The sequence below is a fragment of the Halpernia sp. GG3 genome, from assembly GCF_052976925.2.
This window is the reverse complement of the sequence record NZ_JBRIIR020000012.1, coordinates 40,264-55,034: the sequence shown is the minus strand read 5'-3', so window position 1 is coordinate 55,034 and position 14,771 is coordinate 40,264. Positions and strand designations below refer to the sequence as shown.

General features: G+C 30.9%; 18 protein-coding genes and 1 tRNA gene. 6 read left to right on the top strand and 13 right to left on the bottom strand.

Features of this window, described 5'->3' with window-relative positions:
- Positions 1-74: 74 nt before the first annotated feature.
- Positions 75-770 (top strand): SDR family NAD(P)-dependent oxidoreductase, encoded by a 696-nt coding sequence (locus ACVBED_RS06615; protein ID WP_447119854.1) that lies wholly within the window; start codon positions 75-77, stop codon positions 768-770.
- Between the two features lie 120 nt (positions 771-890).
- Here ACVBED_RS06615 and ACVBED_RS06610 read toward each other — a convergent pair whose 3' ends face one another.
- Positions 891-1,904 (bottom strand): M28 family metallopeptidase, encoded by a 1,014-nt coding sequence (locus tag ACVBED_RS06610; protein ID WP_447119923.1) that lies wholly within the window; start codon positions 1,902-1,904, stop codon positions 891-893.
- A gap of 196 nt (positions 1,905-2,100) precedes the next feature.
- On the opposite strand from ACVBED_RS06610, the gene ACVBED_RS06605 reads away from it, so the two are divergent.
- Positions 2,101-2,544, top strand: coding sequence for a ferritin-like domain-containing protein (locus tag ACVBED_RS06605; RefSeq protein ID WP_447119853.1), 444 nt, complete (start codon positions 2,101-2,103; stop codon positions 2,542-2,544).
- Positions 2,545-2,601: 57 nt separating this feature from the next.
- Here the strand turns inward: ACVBED_RS06605 and ACVBED_RS06600 are convergent, their stop codons facing one another.
- Genes ACVBED_RS06600 through ACVBED_RS06590 form a run of 3 tightly spaced genes read right to left on the bottom strand, consistent with a single transcriptional unit; the run spans position 2,602 to position 4,479 of the window.
- Positions 2,602-3,621 (bottom strand): hypothetical protein, encoded by a 1,020-nt coding sequence (locus ACVBED_RS06600; RefSeq protein ID WP_447119852.1) that lies wholly within the window; start codon positions 3,619-3,621, stop codon positions 2,602-2,604.
- Between the two features lie 24 nt (positions 3,622-3,645).
- Positions 3,646-4,035: a VOC family protein gene (locus ACVBED_RS06595; RefSeq protein ID WP_447119851.1), complete on the bottom strand. Its 390-nt coding sequence runs from the start codon at positions 4,033-4,035 to the stop codon at positions 3,646-3,648.
- 9 nt (positions 4,036-4,044) lie between these two features.
- Positions 4,045-4,479, bottom strand: a complete 435-nt coding sequence (locus tag ACVBED_RS06590; protein WP_447119850.1) for a type I restriction enzyme HsdR N-terminal domain-containing protein — start codon at positions 4,477-4,479, stop codon at positions 4,045-4,047.
- A 5-nt stretch (positions 4,480-4,484) separates the two neighbouring features.
- On the opposite strand from ACVBED_RS06590, the gene holA reads away from it, so the two are divergent.
- From holA to ACVBED_RS06570, 4 genes are all read left to right on the top strand, one after another.
- Positions 4,485-5,516, top strand: a complete 1,032-nt coding sequence (gene holA / locus ACVBED_RS06585) for a DNA polymerase III subunit delta (protein WP_447119849.1) — start codon at positions 4,485-4,487, stop codon at positions 5,514-5,516.
- A 101-nt stretch (positions 5,517-5,617) separates the two neighbouring features.
- Positions 5,618-6,556, top strand: a complete 939-nt coding sequence (trxB, locus tag ACVBED_RS06580) for a thioredoxin-disulfide reductase (RefSeq protein WP_447119848.1) — start codon at positions 5,618-5,620, stop codon at positions 6,554-6,556.
- A 12-nt stretch (positions 6,557-6,568) separates the two neighbouring features.
- A complete protein-coding gene (crcB, locus tag ACVBED_RS06575) occupies positions 6,569-6,940 on the top strand; it encodes a fluoride efflux transporter CrcB (protein ID WP_447119847.1) in 372 nt (123 codons plus the stop codon).
- A gap of 94 nt (positions 6,941-7,034) precedes the next feature.
- Positions 7,035-7,119 (top strand) — tRNA-Ser (locus ACVBED_RS06570).
- A gap of 349 nt (positions 7,120-7,468) precedes the next feature.
- Here the strand turns inward: ACVBED_RS06570 and ACVBED_RS06565 are convergent.
- The 9 genes from ACVBED_RS06565 to ACVBED_RS06525 all read right to left on the bottom strand — a co-directional run bounded on the left by ACVBED_RS06565 (position 7,469) and on the right by ACVBED_RS06525 (position 14,740).
- Positions 7,469-8,080 (bottom strand): hypothetical protein, encoded by a 612-nt coding sequence (locus tag ACVBED_RS06565; RefSeq protein WP_447119846.1) that lies wholly within the window; start codon positions 8,078-8,080, stop codon positions 7,469-7,471.
- A gap of 877 nt (positions 8,081-8,957) precedes the next feature.
- Positions 8,958-9,479, bottom strand: coding sequence for a hypothetical protein (locus ACVBED_RS06560; protein WP_447119845.1), 522 nt, complete (start codon positions 9,477-9,479; stop codon positions 8,958-8,960).
- Positions 9,433-10,245, bottom strand: coding sequence for a hypothetical protein (locus tag ACVBED_RS06555; RefSeq protein WP_447119844.1), 813 nt, complete (start codon positions 10,243-10,245; stop codon positions 9,433-9,435). The genes ACVBED_RS06560 and ACVBED_RS06555 overlap by 47 nt, the downstream gene beginning before the upstream one ends.
- A 103-nt stretch (positions 10,246-10,348) precedes the next feature.
- Entirely contained in the window at positions 10,349-10,876 is a 528-nt protein-coding gene (locus ACVBED_RS06550) for a hypothetical protein (RefSeq protein WP_447119843.1), read from the bottom strand.
- Complete coding sequence (locus ACVBED_RS06545; protein WP_447119842.1) at positions 10,873-11,544, bottom strand: hypothetical protein; 672 nt, start codon at positions 11,542-11,544, stop codon at positions 10,873-10,875. Before ACVBED_RS06545 ends, ACVBED_RS06550 begins: the two co-directional genes overlap by 4 nt.
- Before the next feature lie 157 nt (positions 11,545-11,701).
- Positions 11,702-12,331, bottom strand: coding sequence for a hypothetical protein (locus ACVBED_RS06540; protein WP_447119841.1), 630 nt, complete (start codon positions 12,329-12,331; stop codon positions 11,702-11,704).
- The gene (locus ACVBED_RS06535; protein WP_447119840.1) at positions 12,328-13,242 is read right to left on the bottom strand and encodes a PH domain-containing protein; all 915 of its coding nucleotides are present in this window, start codon (positions 13,240-13,242) and stop codon (positions 12,328-12,330) included. Before ACVBED_RS06535 ends, ACVBED_RS06540 begins: the two co-directional genes overlap by 4 nt.
- Positions 13,243-13,376: 134 nt before the next feature.
- Entirely contained in the window at positions 13,377-13,847 is a 471-nt protein-coding gene (locus ACVBED_RS06530) for a hypothetical protein (RefSeq protein ID WP_447119839.1), read from the bottom strand.
- Positions 13,848-13,855: 8 nt separating this feature from the next.
- On the bottom strand, positions 13,856-14,740 hold the full coding sequence (locus tag ACVBED_RS06525) for a hypothetical protein (RefSeq protein ID WP_447119838.1): 885 nt from the start codon (positions 14,738-14,740) through the stop codon (positions 13,856-13,858).
- Between the last annotated feature and the right edge of the window lie 31 nt (positions 14,741-14,771).

Sequence of the window (14,771 nt, the reverse complement as noted above, 5' to 3'; positions counted from 1 at the left end):
AGTAAAAAATAATACTAAATATTAGATTTTATAAAATATATTTACTAATTTAGCTGAGTAAATAAATGGCAATAATGAGAAATTATTTGATAATTGGTGGTTCTTCTGGTATTGGTAAAGCGCTGGTAAATATTCTTCAAAAAGAGGATAGCAAAACCACCTCGACTTTTAACCAGACTGAACCAACTGAAAATTTTAATAATGTGAACTATATCCATTTGGATGTTTTGCAAAACAGCTTAGATTTGGCAAGCTTACCAGAAGAAATTCACGGGTTGGCTTACTGTCCAGGAACTATAAATTTGAAACCTTTTCACCGTTTTTCCGAAGAAGATTTTTTAAATGATTTTAAACTTCAGGTATTAGGAGCTACGAAAATTATTCGTGAGATATTACCAAACCTAAAATCAAGTGGAACCGCATCAATTGTTTTATTTTCAACTGTCGCAGTTCAGATGGGATTTAATTTTCATTCCCAAGTTGCCATGTCAAAAGGTGCGATAGAAGGATTAACAAAATCTCTGGCAGCAGAATTTGCACCAAAAATTAGGGTAAATGCAATTGCACCATCTCTTACTGATACGCCTTTAGCGGGAAAAATTTTAAGTACACCAGAAAAAAAAGCGGCTCAATCAGAACATAATCCTTTGAAAAAAGTTGGAAGTCCGGAAGATATAGCAGAAATAGCAGCCTTTCTTCTATCAGAAAAATCCTCCTGGATCACCGGCCAAATAATCCACGTTGATGGTGGTTTTTCAACAATAAAATAAATTAGTTTTTTATATGTGTTAATTTTTGTTTGTGTACCTGCACTTTTATCGTAAAAGTGCAGGTTTTTTTTTGTCATTTCTGACTAAGAAAATTAAAGTAAATCCTTTTCAATTATTTACTTATTTTTTATCAACAACAATTCTATCATTCCTGTTTGCAAGTTCCCAGGCGGTTGCGAAAATAAGTTGCGCTCTTTTCGCCAGCAAAATATAGTTTATTTTTTCAGGATCATCGGTTGGTTTGTGGTAGTCTTCGTGAATACCATCAAAGAAAAATGCGACCGGAATTCCTTTTTTTGCAAAATTATAGTGGTCACTCCGGTAATATAAACGTTGTGGATCTTTTGGATCATCGTATTTGTAATTTAATTTTAGCTGATTTGTACTTGCATTTGCCACCTCATTTATAGTTTTTAATTCCTTTGAAAGCATTTCTGATCCAATCACATAAACATAATTTTGACCACGATTCTCAATATCATCACGCCCGATCATATCAATATTTAAATCTGCAACTGTATTCGCCAACGAAAATACTGGATTGTCTGCGTAAAAGGACGAACCAAATAAACCATGTTCTTCACCCGTTACGTGTAAAAATAAGATTGAACGTTTTGGTCCGTATCCTTCTTTTACAGCTCTGTTAAAAGCTTCTGCAATTTGCATTACCGCAACTGTTCCACTTCCATCATCATCCGCACCATTATAAACCACGCCGCCTTTCATCCCTACGTGATCGTAATGCGCGGAAACTACAACTACTTCTTCAGGTTTTTCTGAACCTTTAATAAAAGCCAGAATATTAGCAGAATCATTAAAAGTTTCTCGACTGCTTTTCTTGTTCATATAGTCTGCTGGAACTGTTTGAAGATAAGAAGTCATTCCCGTCGGATGTCCTATACTTAAATTTTTATAGTAATTAATAATATAATCTGCAGCGCGTTTTTGCCCAGGACTTCCCGTATCTCTGCCCTCCATATCGTCAGCTGCAATAACGTAGAGATTTTTCTTCAGATCTTCGCTTCTTATTGAAGAATAGGCATTTTTAAAAGGTTTTCCCTCGTAGGAATAATTGATCGCGGCACAACTTGAAAGTATTGCTACGAAACTTATCATCATTAAACCACTTCGCAAATTCATAGGTTAATATTTTTTTAAAGATAATAATTTTTATAAATAAATGGCACCTCTGTTTTATTACGATTAAAAAATTTAAGAAAAGGAGGTTCTTAGCTTAACTAAAAAGTTAATTTGTGTTAAACCATAATATATTCATTTAAATGGAATGTTTTATGTACAAAATTATAAAATACATTAAAAATATATTATTATGGAAAATGACAAAGTAGTAAGTTTATTAAACGATTTAATTACAAAAAATTACGACGCTGAAAATGGCTATAAAGAAGCCGCTGAAAAAATTGAGAATACTTCTCTGAAAGGTTATTTTCAAAATCAAGCACAAAATCGGTACGATTTCGGCCATCAAATAAAGCCATTAATTACAAAATATGACGGTGAAGTGATCAAAGGGACAAGTATTGTTGGCGATCTACACAGAACCTGGATTGCAATTAGAAATGCTTTTACAAGCGGCGATAAAGCTATTTATGAAGAATGCATCCGTGGTGAAGAAGCCTTCTCAAAAGAATATGGTGATATGTTAAAAAACCATAATTTGCCGGAAGACGTAGCAAATGTTGTATTAAAACAAAAAGCTTCAGTAGATAAAGCTCTGGTTTCATTACGCGAAATGGAAGGTTTTGCCGCTTAGAATTAAAGTTTGTTAAGTTTTTTTAAAAATAGTTTGGCTGAAAAGTGAAACTATTTTTCATTTAAGTGTCCAATCCACAAAATTATTCATCACTTCAATCCAATGTGGTTTTTCCTGATTCACTTTTCCGTCTTTATCAACTTCAAAAAAGTTGTGTTCTAAGTTTAAATATCTCTTATACGTTAAATTATTTTTATGTTCTCGGATAAAATATAAGGGCACTAAATCACACAAATCTGCTGCAATATCACCTGTGCCATAAGCCAAATAAATCGGTTTATTAAAAGAAAGCCAATCTTGAATCAAAGGGACAGAAAATGACTTCCAAGCCAATAATCCAATATTTTTCTTCAGTTTTTCTGGATTATTTGCATCCCGATACAATTGATATTGCGCCTCAATATCCTTATCGGCTTCTTCCCAAGTTATTTGTTTTTGCTCCGCCTGTTTGCGATCATCCCTAATATTTTGGTCAATTCTCCCAAACGGATTTGCACCAAATAATCCCAATTTTGAAACATATTTATCTTCTATTGCAATTTTTATGGCAACTTTTGAACCTTGTGAATGTCCCGCGACAATTAATTTTTTGTTATCAACCCATTTTTGTTTTCTTAAAAATTTTAAAACTTTGAGAGCGCGGTTAACATAATTTTCAAGATAATCCGCTTTTTGAAAATCATCGGTCGGTGTATTTTTATCTTTAGAATTCCCGAAATACCAATACGACTCATTGATTTGATTTTCATCTGCAATCAAAGGTGTTTTAGGATCTGAAATCACAACCAGATGGTAATATTTTTTAATTTTTTCCACGTCAAAATTGGTAATTCCACCACCAATCATCCAAATTCCATCTTTTTTAGAATTCACAAAAAGTGGATACGGTAACGAACCTTGACAAAAAAGAAAAATTGGCTTCTTGGTATCTAATTTAGTATCTAAAACTATGAAATCAATATTGTCAACTTTATCTTTTATTTGAAAATTTGTGGCTTCATTGTTAATAATTTTTCCTTTCTGCGCGAATGAAAAATTGGAGATAATAATTAAAAAAAGTATTGCTTTAAACTTCATGGTGGTATTTGAATAATTATAAAATTAAAAATTTAGGTTAGTTTTTCGACACTTTAATTGAAAAACATTTCCTTCCGGATCAATTCCGTCACACAGCCAAAAATCATAATCGTCAAAAGTTTTTAGTTCCCGCATTTGGATTTTTTTTGCTAAAAATTTACTTCTAACGTCTTCTGAATCTTCTTCAATCTCAAAAACAATTTTCACATTATTATCAAACTGATGATTTTCTGAAATTTTTTCTAAATAGTGGTCGCCTATTTTATGAAATGCAATTTTCATTGTTCCATCTGTCATTAAAACCCAGATTTCATCTTCTTCAATAACTTTTAGATCAAAATTTTCTTCATAAAAATCTCTTAATAATTTGATGTTTTTTACATAGAAAAGTAGCGTATCAATTTTTGTTTTCATCTGTCTTATCTAAAAAGAAAATTCCTCAAAACTATATTCATTATCACTAAACTTCGCAGAAATATGTTGCAAACCATTACTCAAAATAATTTTTTCGGCTTTTAAAATGGAATTGTAACGTGCGGTTTGTTCAAATGTTTTTTCTGTCAATTTTATTGATGGTGCTTTACATTCTATTAAAATTTTTGATATTGTTTTTTCAGTAATTAAAAGATCTATTCTTTTGGTTAAACCATTAATTACTAATTTTTTTTCTAAAATAATTGCGGAAGTTGAAATTGATTTTTCTGTGATAAAATACTGAATCCAATGTTGACGCACCCACTCTTCGGGCGTTAGTAGAAGCCAGGATTTCCGGACCTCATCATAAATAAAAAACTTATCTTTGTCCTGCTTAAATTCAAAGTTAAAATCAGCCGGAAAGTTGAGTTTTAGAAGTTCCATCGTCTATGAAAGATTTAAATGTAATTCTCAAAAGTATTAAAAATAAAGCGTTTTTACCGGTTTATTTTTTTCACGGGGAAGAATCTTATTTTATTGATGTCGCGGTAAAAGTCTTGGAAAATGAGGTGCTTTCGGAAGATGAGAAAGCCTTTAATCAAATTATTCTATACGGTAAAGACACTTCTTACGCAGAAATTTGTTCGTTAGCGCGTCAGTTTCCAATGATGGGCGATAAGCAAGTTATTATTGTAAAAGAAGCGCAGGATTTAAAAAGTGGTGAAGATGATGTAAAATCAATTCTCGCTTATTTAGAAAATCCAGTTGAAAGTACGATTCTGGTTTTTGGACATAAAAATAAAAAATTAGACGGTCGGAAATTATTTGGTAAAGTTCTAAATCAGAAAAAATATGCTTTTTTAAGTGAAAAACTGAAAGATGGCAATTTAGTGAGATGGATCTCTGATGAATGCAAAGAATTAAACATAAAAACGACTCCCAATATTCCAAATTTGTTAGCAGAATATCTCGGTGATGATCTTTCCAGAATTGCCAATGAATTGAAAAAAATTCAAATTGTTTTAAAGGAAAACGAAGTTTTAGATGAAAAATTAGTTGAACTTCATATTGGGATTTCCAAGGATTATAATGTGTTTGAATTGATAAAAGCATTAGGACAAAACAACGCCGATCAAGCCTCAAAAATTTCTCATTTTATGGGAAAAAGTAAAGCGAATTCAATTGTTTTAACACTTGGAATGCTTTATAAATTTTACTCAAATTTAATCATTTATCAGGCCATGGCGGGACAAAATCCACAGGCAATTGCCGCAGAATTAGGAATTAGTCCTTATTTTTTAGGAGAATTTACGACGGCTGCAAAACATTATAATTTAAGAAGTTCTACCCGAATAATTTCACTTTTAAGAGAGACAGACTTGAAAAGCAAAGGTTTGGGTGCTGTAAATGTGAGTGAGGATGCGCTTTTAAATGAGTTGGTTTTTAAAATTTTAAATATAAATGCTATTAAAGTTTTATAGTAAAATCACTCAAATTATTGTTATTTAAAAATCATATTGACTTTTGACCCAAAACAAAAATATTATCACGAATTTTGGGAATTAAATATTAAAAATTAATTATGGAAAATATTTTAGATTGTATCATTGTAGGATCCGGCCCATCTGGATTTACAGCCGCCATTTATGCAGCAAGAGCGGACTTAAAACCTGAACTCTACACGGGTTTAGAACCAGGCGGACAATTAACAACAACAACAGAAGTTGACAATTTTCCCGGTTATCCTGCAGGAATTACCGGCCCTGAAATGATGATGGACTTACAAAAACAAGCCGAAAGATTTGAAACCAAAGTGCATTACGAAATGATTACCAAAACTGAATTTTCTACGGAAATGGGCGGTATTCACAAACTGTGGGCAGGAAATAAAGAATTAGCTGCAAAAACAGTAATTATTTCAACGGGCGCAACAGCAAGATATTTGGGTTTAGACGATGAGAAAAAATATGCGGGCGGCGGCGTTTCCGCGTGCGCAACCTGTGACGGATTTTTCTACAAAGGACAAGAAGTAATTGTAGTTGGTGGCGGCGATACAGCGGCAGAAGAAGCGACTTACCTGTCTAATATTTGTAGTAAAGTAACAATGTTGGTAAGAAAAGATCATTTTCGTGCCTCAAAAGCAATGGAAAATCGGGTAGCAAATACGCCTAATATTGAAGTGAAATATTTCCATGAATTAGTGGGAATTGAAGGTGAAAATGGTTTAGTCGAGAGAGCTGTAGTGATTAATAACCAATCCAATGAACAATATACTATTGATGTTCATGGTATTTTTATTGCGATTGGTCACACGCCGAATACTAAGATCTTTAAAGACCAAATTAATTTAGATGCAAATGGTTATATCATTACAGATGCAAAATCAACCAAAACGAATCTTCATGGAGTTTTTGCAGCGGGCGATGTGCAAGATCATCTTTATAGACAAGCGATTACAGCCGCCGGAAGTGGTTGTATGGCAGCGATGGATGCTGAGAAATATTTGGGTGAGCTGAAATAAAATTGAGAATATATGGAATTTCGGGCGATTATTTATATTTTTTTAGGTGGCGGATTGGGAAGCGTTCTTCGTTTTCTAGTTTCTAATTACACCGAAAAATTAATGAATATTAGAGAATTTCCATTTGGAACTTTTACGGTAAATATCATCGGATGCTTTCTGATTGGGTTGCTTTCTGCATATTTTTTAAAAGTTGATAATTATTTAAAATTTCTTTTAATTACGGGATTTTGCGGCGGTTTTACCACATTTTCGACATTTTCTGCGGAGAATTTTTCGCTTTGGCAAAATGGAAGTTATTTCACTTTAATCTTCTATGTTCTGGCAAGTGTAACTATCGGATTATTTGCGGTATTTGCTGGGTTTCAGGTGTTTAAAAACTAGCTAATAATCACCTTAAAATTTTACAAAAAATAATTTTGTGGGAACACAAAATATTTTTATATTTGCACCACTGAAAATGAGAGATCAATCAGAAGGAGAGCTGGCAGAGTGGTCGATTGCGATAGTCTTGAAAACTATTGACTGTAACAGGTCCTGGGGTTCGAATCCCTAGCTCTCCGCAAATAGTGCTGAAAATCAGCAATTTAAACTTTTTACACCCAGTTTTACACCCAAAAATGTAAAGTGGGTGTTTTTTTTTGAAATAGACATCTCTTAGTAAATTGAAATTTATTGTATTTGAGATCAAGTAAGGAAAATTATTTGTTTGAAACTCTATAATCTCAACGATTTGCCGGTTCGATTCCGGCACCGGGTACTTTAAACGCTGTTAATCTTTTGATTAGCAGCGTTTTATTTTTTAAAGGGTGGCTGAAAAGGTGGCTGTTTTCTATACACTTGTGTGCCAGATTATTGATTTATTCAGCGAAGGAAATATCATAAGTAGTAATCTTCTGGCAATAAAAACCCTCACTGAGAAAGGATTAAGCATATCTCAGTCGGAATTCTATTTTTTTCTAGGTTTGAAGGAGGATGTTTCCATGTTCCATCTAAATTTAATGCACATACATTTTTCTTTATTTTGAAGTGGATATGTATTTGTTGTCTATGAATAGGAAAGCCATCTGTAGAGGTTCGAGGAGGATCAAGTCGAACGAATTGTTTATTTACTAGCTTCTTATCAATTAAATTTTTTATTTGTCCTCCTTCTAATTTTAAACTAGGTTTATAATATTTTTTAAAATATTTATATTGCGCTTTTTGTCTTTCAAAATTAAAAGTAGCCACATAACTTGAATGAAATTCTCCATATGTGTCTTTATCGTAAACGAAGGGATTTAAACAATCATCATCCCTAAGTCCTATTAAAGATTTATTTTCCTCATTAAATTCTTCTGCGAAATCTTCCCAAGCATTTGAAAAATTAGGTGTTGGTTGTCCTAGGCTATAAGAAATAGTTTGCAACAACTGAAAATCATCAACTCTTAGCCATTCAAAATGTTCTTTTAATTCTTCGTAAGATTGATAACCATTAATCCACATATATTGGAAAATTATATCTGTATTTTCTGGATCATACATTGTTTCTGAGCAAAACACTTGATCTCCAATTTTACGGGCTTAATTTAGCGCATTATTGTAATTTTGTAAAATTGTGCTTCTATTTAAATCTTTGTCATTCCAGCAGAAAGATTGTACATAATTTAATAACCTACCTTTGGAGTATAATTATCAACACCATATTTCAGAAGAAATAGTTCATCAATAAACTGTTCGAATTCAAATCCTTCTTTAGATTGAATTTGCATTTTAAACGCATTTTTTAAAAGTTTATCCATAAAACATTAAAATTCCATATTAATTTTAACTTTCCCAAATGATTCCTAAGGAGACATTTTGTTAAAGTATAGAGTTTGCAATTATTTCCCTAATTATTTAGCAGTATATAATCCATTCTAACTCATAAATTTAAAAGCAAATTTATATTAATTTAATTGGGTAATTACTATCCTACTCTCTTCAAAATTCTATCTAAAATTGTTATCAATATATGATTTATAATAAATTTTGTAATATAACTACAAATGTAATTTAAATGTCGCGTTAGACAAAACTTTCCAAAATACTGATTACAAAAGCACTCGAGGAAGAAGTAATTAACGAAATTACCGCTCATTAGAGAGGCAACAGCTATCTCATACAAAACTAACAGTCGATTGAAATATCAATCCATTAGAATATTGCTTCATCTACTTATTGTTGGCTTGCTCTATTTCTGTCGCTTTATATTTTGTATATAAAGTAAATCTACAAAAATGTGGAAATAAGAATACTTTATATGCAGGCACGGATTGCAATCCGCGCCGTCAGTTATTCGTAACTGGCACGAGCTACGTTATTTCTTACAGTTTGCATTACAAATGCAAACAAGCGACAAGCATATGTCAATAATAAGATGTTAATAAGTTAAAATAAATTTATTATTCTGCACTTGTTCAATTTCTTTTCTTTTTTTTAATATGGACACAATATAGTCACGAATATTATTGAATGATTTTACTTCTTTACAATTATTTTCTTTAGAATTAGAACTATATATAAATATTACCTCTTTACTAGTAAAATCATTTTTAAATTTTATGGTACAAAAAAATCGAGGTTCTGATAATATCGTATTGCATTTGCAATCAGATGGAAGTGAAAGAAAATTATTTTTCTTTATTGTTTCGAGAATTTTTAACTTTTCTTCTGTTCTTAAATTAACTTTGTATTCTAGAATACTGTCTTTTGCTGGCAAAACAATTAATTTTTTATAAATATCACTTTTAGAATCATACTCAAAATTATTGTATTGAATATTGAAATTAAATTCTTTTTTTGAATATTCTTCATTTTTTCCTACGCACGATATTAAAAAAAATATTAAAAAATAGTTACTTAAAAATAAATTGTCTAATAAAAATTGATTTGTATTTTTCATATATACTATTATATAGATTTACTTGTTGTTGACTAAAATTACTTGTGATTTCTTGGATAGTTTTTAAATATACATATATAGTATTGGGTTGTCTTAAAGAATTGATAGGAACATTATTTAAATTTACCCATTCAGTATCGAGTTTTTTAATTACGACGTGTTCCACAGTATCCAATCTAGGATCTATAGAAATAATTTTATCTCTGTAAGTACCCCACGAAATATAGGATAAATAATTTCCGTAAGCATGTGCGGTCTCATGTGCCATTACATCACCTACTAAATATTTATTGCTAAATGCTGCCGGAGAATAAGCTATGCTCGATCTTCCACTCCAAAAACCAATTTTTGTTGTTATCGCTAAAATGTGGTCACCGTTTGTATCTGCAAAAGTTCCATCAGGATTTAGTGGTTTCCCCAAATCTAAATAATCGTTTGGATTTCCATAATCTGTTCCATAATTTGCATTTCTTAAATCTTTTAATGTTGCATTAGGATCAGAAGGTAAATTATTTCCATTTACATTTTGACCATCATCTAAAACATAATTTTGTGTCTTTATGTTTGCTGTCGTTACAAAGTAACGTACTGTGTAAGTCACCCCCGCTACAGCACCACCAATCACAGCGCCTCTTATAATACCATGCAAAATATTATTGCCATTCACAATAGCATCTATAGCCCCTCCTGCTGCACCGATAGCTGCACCCTGTAGAACGGTTCCCCAAAAGCCTGGACTAAAAAGCTGATTATTGCCACCAAACAAAAATGCTGTATAACGCTGTTTTGATTTTTATGTCTACTGTTTATTAAAAGTCTGTTTTCGACAACATAATTATAAAAAAATAAATAATCATGTTTTAAGGATGTTAGAGTTTATTAATTTCTTTTGAATAAAAGTTATAATCTGATTCCAACTTAATATTCTGTAGTTTAATTTCTAATTTCCTTTTTTTTGGAAAACTTAATTTACCGGGCGGATCATTAAATGGAAAACTTATACTGACATTAGGATACTTTTTTATTTCTTGATTGAATTTAAATGTTAACCTTACAGTTTTTCTAGATTTTAAGAAGATAATCGGGATAGCCTTTTCCTTTCCAGATGGTGTTTTATCTATAAAATTGTATACATTTTTTGCAATTGTGTCTATTATGGCAAAATTTTTATAATTAGAAGAATTTAAAATACCTGCCCGATAATACGAGCCATCATTTATTATACATTGAGAGCCAAGAATATAATAATTTTTTGCCGTATTATTCCTTAGATAAATGTCAATCTCATTATTGTTTTCTACCCGACAAATTTTTTGAATAAAAATAGTCGAATTCTCCTTACAAGATATAATTAAAAGTAAAAAGTTAGCGAAAACCGCAAAAATTATTATTTTCATTTAATTTTAATTATAAGTTTTTTTAAAAATAAAAGCAATCCATAATCTGGAGAATAGTTACCAATAAAATCACCTGGATATGCACCCCTAATGATTGAGGAACTAATATTATTTATTCTTAAGAATTCAGCACCAGTAAACTCTATGGCGATATGGGCAGGACTATCCATTAATACATCATTGCCTTTTACCAAAATATTATACTCATTATTATATCCATATTTATGATTAACTACAGCATGACCAAATTCATGATTAAACCAATAATTCAATTGGTCTTTGGAATATATATTTTTAGGAACATAAATAGTGGATCTTATTGCCGTATCACCTTGATATTTCGTTAATGTTACAGCACACGCATGGTCTGCGCCTTGAAAAGATGCACCATCTTCACTCAAATTATATGTGGGTGGAATTTCTCCTCTACCAGCCAAATAAACATTTTGCTTGAATTTATATGCTGCGTAAGGTTTTTTCCAGTTTTTAAATTCGTTTTTAATTTCTTTTTGAGATAGTGGGGTTCCTCCATTTGTGTCGTCATATGATTCATATTTAGAACTTTCAGTTCCATACGAAGTATTTTGGTTTTCATGATTAATAAACGTGCCTTCACCAGTAACTAAATAATTTATAGCAAAACCAACACCGCCAAAAGCAGCACCCATGACACCACCACTATATAATCCTTTAAAGAAATTTGTCCGCTAAAAATTGCTTCTACACCGCACAAATCTCACCATTGAGACTACCTAAAAATTGCACCATTAAAACTTGAGGAGCAAATCAATAGGCTTCTTGCAGAGCTATTTCAAAATAATATTTTTAATTATTAACATCTTTATCAGAAATTTTTAAAATTAAACTATCTTCAATTATAGGCTGTACTACAAATTTGGCATCGCCAAAATTGAGTTTTGAAAATCTTCTTAGATATTCTGAATTAGAAAAATTTCCTTTTAAAATTTCATTATAGGGATAATAATTTTGTTTGAATCTTGAAGAATATTTTTCAGGTATTCTTTGTTTAATTACTAAATTAAAGTTGATTTGTAAATTATTATTTGCTTTAATAAAAATAACCGTATTGTCTTTTTCTTTAAAATTAGTATATTTAGGATCAAAACCATATTCACACAAATATTTATTACGAACACTATCAATTTTATTTTGATAAAATAAAGAATTTATATTGGATTTTATTTTAGCAAAAACTGTTATCGGATAAAAACCTTCACTCCCGCCAATTGTAGAAAGTTCTTTAAAATTTCTATCACCAAATTCTAATTGGTTTGGAACTAGCATAATTACATCCTGATTGAAATTGTTTTTAAAGTTTAATTCTATATTGTTTCCACTTTTATTATAAGTTAAAATAACACAATTTTCCCTAGATTTATTTTCACATGAAATAAATAAGAGCATCAGAAAATAAAGAAAATATAACCTTTTCATTTTGTAGTACTTTTTATATAGTTATTCAGAATCAGATTCATTCTAGGGAGCATATTTTTAACCTGAATATGATCTAATAAATAATTATCATATAGCTCGACACTTAAATCCAATTTCCCCCAACCTCGTGATTTAATGTATGCATCTTCCCATCTTGCTTTAAAGTGCTCTTGAATATTATGACTTTGTTGCATCGCATCTGTACTCGAATATGTTAATCTCGCATTATTATATATTGAATGAAGAATTTCATGACCCATAGTTAGGTCTAGTTGTTGTAAACTAGAAAATGATGCTTTTGATAAATAAATTCTTTGATAAACAAGTTTACCATTATGAGTTACAGGCTCGGTTAATCCAAAAATTTTCCGGTCACCATTTCTTATAAAATTTCCGTCTGATGTATATCCTTCGCCTTGTAAAAATTCGCTTAAATCGCTAGTTTCATCTACAATATGATATGAGCCTCTTATAAATTGTCCTTTGTATGGATCTGTTCCATCTAAATTTTTTACAGTATTTATATTAAAATCTGCACGGGTATTGCCTTGTATTGTATTTCTATCTGTCGCAACCATTTCTTGCACTTGATATGGAGAATTTTGACGTCTTTTTTCAGTCAACGTGCCTTGACCAGTAAATAAATACTTGATAGCAAAACTAATCCCGCCAAAAGCGGCACCCGCCACAGCACCATCGTAAAGACTCTTAAAGAAATTCTGACCACTAAAAATGGCATCAACCCCACCACCGATTGCTCCATTCAAACTTCCTAAAACGACAGCACCGTTAAAACTTGTTGCAGAATAAATCCCTAAAAAGCTACCGCCAATACCTCCTGTGATAGCCCCGATCAATAAACTCCTCGCAAAGCCGTTCCAAGACCAACTGCCGGTAATCAGAGATTTCACTAAATATGTACCTGCTGCAACTCCAACTCCTACAAGCTTACCTGAATAGCATTACCAACTGCGATTAAAAGCCATTCTTGTCTTTTTTTTAACTCAATCTTTTTTATATTTTTAAACTATTTTTCATAATAAATTTATAGTTTTTCAAATTCCTCTGGAAAAGCAATTTTATATTCTGATTTCGATTTAATAAGTTTTAAAAATTTCATTTCAATAATCAAAAAATTTTCCTTATCTTGACTTGTTTTTAAACAAACATCTATAGGTTCTCCATCGGTTCTATTAAAATTAAAAAATGCTTTACTTTGAATATTACCATCATCATTATAAATACAATTAAAACCTTTTGATAAATTAAATTTTTGATAGTCTTTGTAAATATTTTTTATTTCTACTTGGGATAATTTAATATAAATTTCCTTTTTAAAACTTGCAGACGGGCTACTTACCAGTAAATAATTTGCTTTACTATTAAACTTAAATTTAATATAGGAACTATTATTACTATATATTACTCTTTGATAATTCATTTCAATATTTGATGGTTTTTCTTGAGATTTACAAGATATTAAAAAGAATATCAAAATTAAACTAGAAATTTTCATAATTATATTTATTTGAGGATCATAAATCTATTAAATATGGGATAAAATTTTTCATACGCTTTTTTGTAGAAAAATTTTTGAAATGAATTTAACACTCCGTAAGTGTCATTAATATCATCTAAAAAAACACCTTTTATTTTCAAAATATCTACAACACCATTTTTAAAATATCCTTGTTTCGCCCCATATAAATTCTCAAGATTATAGATAGCCAAGTGATCTGTGGAATTTAATCGATTATCATATTGAGATTTTAAGATAACACTAAATAAAAATGATTTTTGAGAAAATGCGTGAGCAGTTTCGTGCACCATTACTTTTCCTAATAAAACATTATTTTGTGCCGTCAAAGGTGCATATACGATGTCTGATTTACCAGTAATAATGTTCATTGGTTTTGTCCAACCCAACACCGATTTTTCATTCCCTATTTGTAAATGTCCATCAAGAGTTGGTTGTCCTACATATTCATTTCCAACTCCGAATTTATTTATCTCATCTCCATTAAAATTATCTGTTCGTGTTGTATTTATATTTTTATTCATTGTTGTATCACTTATTGAAGGGTCATATTTATAATCACTATTTGCATTATTATCCATACTATAATATGATTTGTAGCCTCCACATGCTAGATAATTTATAGCAAAACCAATACCTCCAAAAGCAGCACCAACGACAGCACCGCTGTAAAGTCCTTTAAAGAAATTTTGTCCGCTAAAGATGGCTTCCACGCCACCACCAATTGCTCCGTACATACTTCCCAAAACTACTGCACCATTAAAACCTGTAGCAGAATAGATCCCGAGAAAAACGCCACCGAGACCGCCTGTTATGGCCCCTACTAATAAACTTTTAGCAAAGCCGTTCCAAGACCAACTTCCGGTAACCACAGATTTTATAAATACATTCTTATTTAAAAAT

What these genes read in the sequence shown, in the direction of transcription:
- ACVBED_RS06565 (WP_447119846.1), bottom strand. Translation starts at nt 8,080, where the DNA reads ATGTATGATCCAGAAAATACAGATATAATTTTCCAATATATGTGGATT.
- ACVBED_RS06560 (WP_447119845.1), bottom strand. Translation starts at nt 9,479, where the DNA reads ATGAAAAATACAAATCAATTTTTATTAGACAATTTATTTTTAAGTAAC.
- ACVBED_RS06605 (WP_447119853.1), top strand. Translation starts at nt 2,101, where the DNA reads ATGGAAAATGACAAAGTAGTAAGTTTATTAAACGATTTAATTACAAAA.
- ACVBED_RS06595 (WP_447119851.1), bottom strand. Translation starts at nt 4,035, where the DNA reads ATGAAAACAAAAATTGATACGCTACTTTTCTATGTAAAAAACATCAAA.
- crcB (WP_447119847.1), top strand. Translation starts at nt 6,569, where the DNA reads ATGGAATTTCGGGCGATTATTTATATTTTTTTAGGTGGCGGATTGGGA.
- ACVBED_RS06600 (WP_447119852.1), bottom strand. Translation starts at nt 3,621, where the DNA reads ATGAAGTTTAAAGCAATACTTTTTTTAATTATTATCTCCAATTTTTCA.
- ACVBED_RS06615 (WP_447119854.1), top strand. Translation starts at nt 75, where the DNA reads ATGAGAAATTATTTGATAATTGGTGGTTCTTCTGGTATTGGTAAAGCG.
- ACVBED_RS06545 (WP_447119842.1), bottom strand. Translation starts at nt 11,544, where the DNA reads ATGGGTGCTGCTTTTGGCGGTGTTGGTTTTGCTATAAATTATTTAGTT.
- ACVBED_RS06590 (WP_447119850.1), bottom strand. Translation starts at nt 4,479, where the DNA reads ATGGAACTTCTAAAACTCAACTTTCCGGCTGATTTTAACTTTGAATTT.
- trxB (WP_447119848.1), top strand. Translation starts at nt 5,618, where the DNA reads ATGGAAAATATTTTAGATTGTATCATTGTAGGATCCGGCCCATCTGGA.
- holA (WP_447119849.1), top strand. Translation starts at nt 4,485, where the DNA reads ATGAAAGATTTAAATGTAATTCTCAAAAGTATTAAAAATAAAGCGTTT.
- ACVBED_RS06550 (WP_447119843.1), bottom strand. Translation starts at nt 10,876, where the DNA reads ATGAAAATAATAATTTTTGCGGTTTTCGCTAACTTTTTACTTTTAATT.
- ACVBED_RS06530 (WP_447119839.1), bottom strand. Translation starts at nt 13,847, where the DNA reads ATGAAAATTTCTAGTTTAATTTTGATATTCTTTTTAATATCTTGTAAA.
- ACVBED_RS06540 (WP_447119841.1), bottom strand. Translation starts at nt 12,331, where the DNA reads ATGAAAAGGTTATATTTTCTTTATTTTCTGATGCTCTTATTTATTTCA.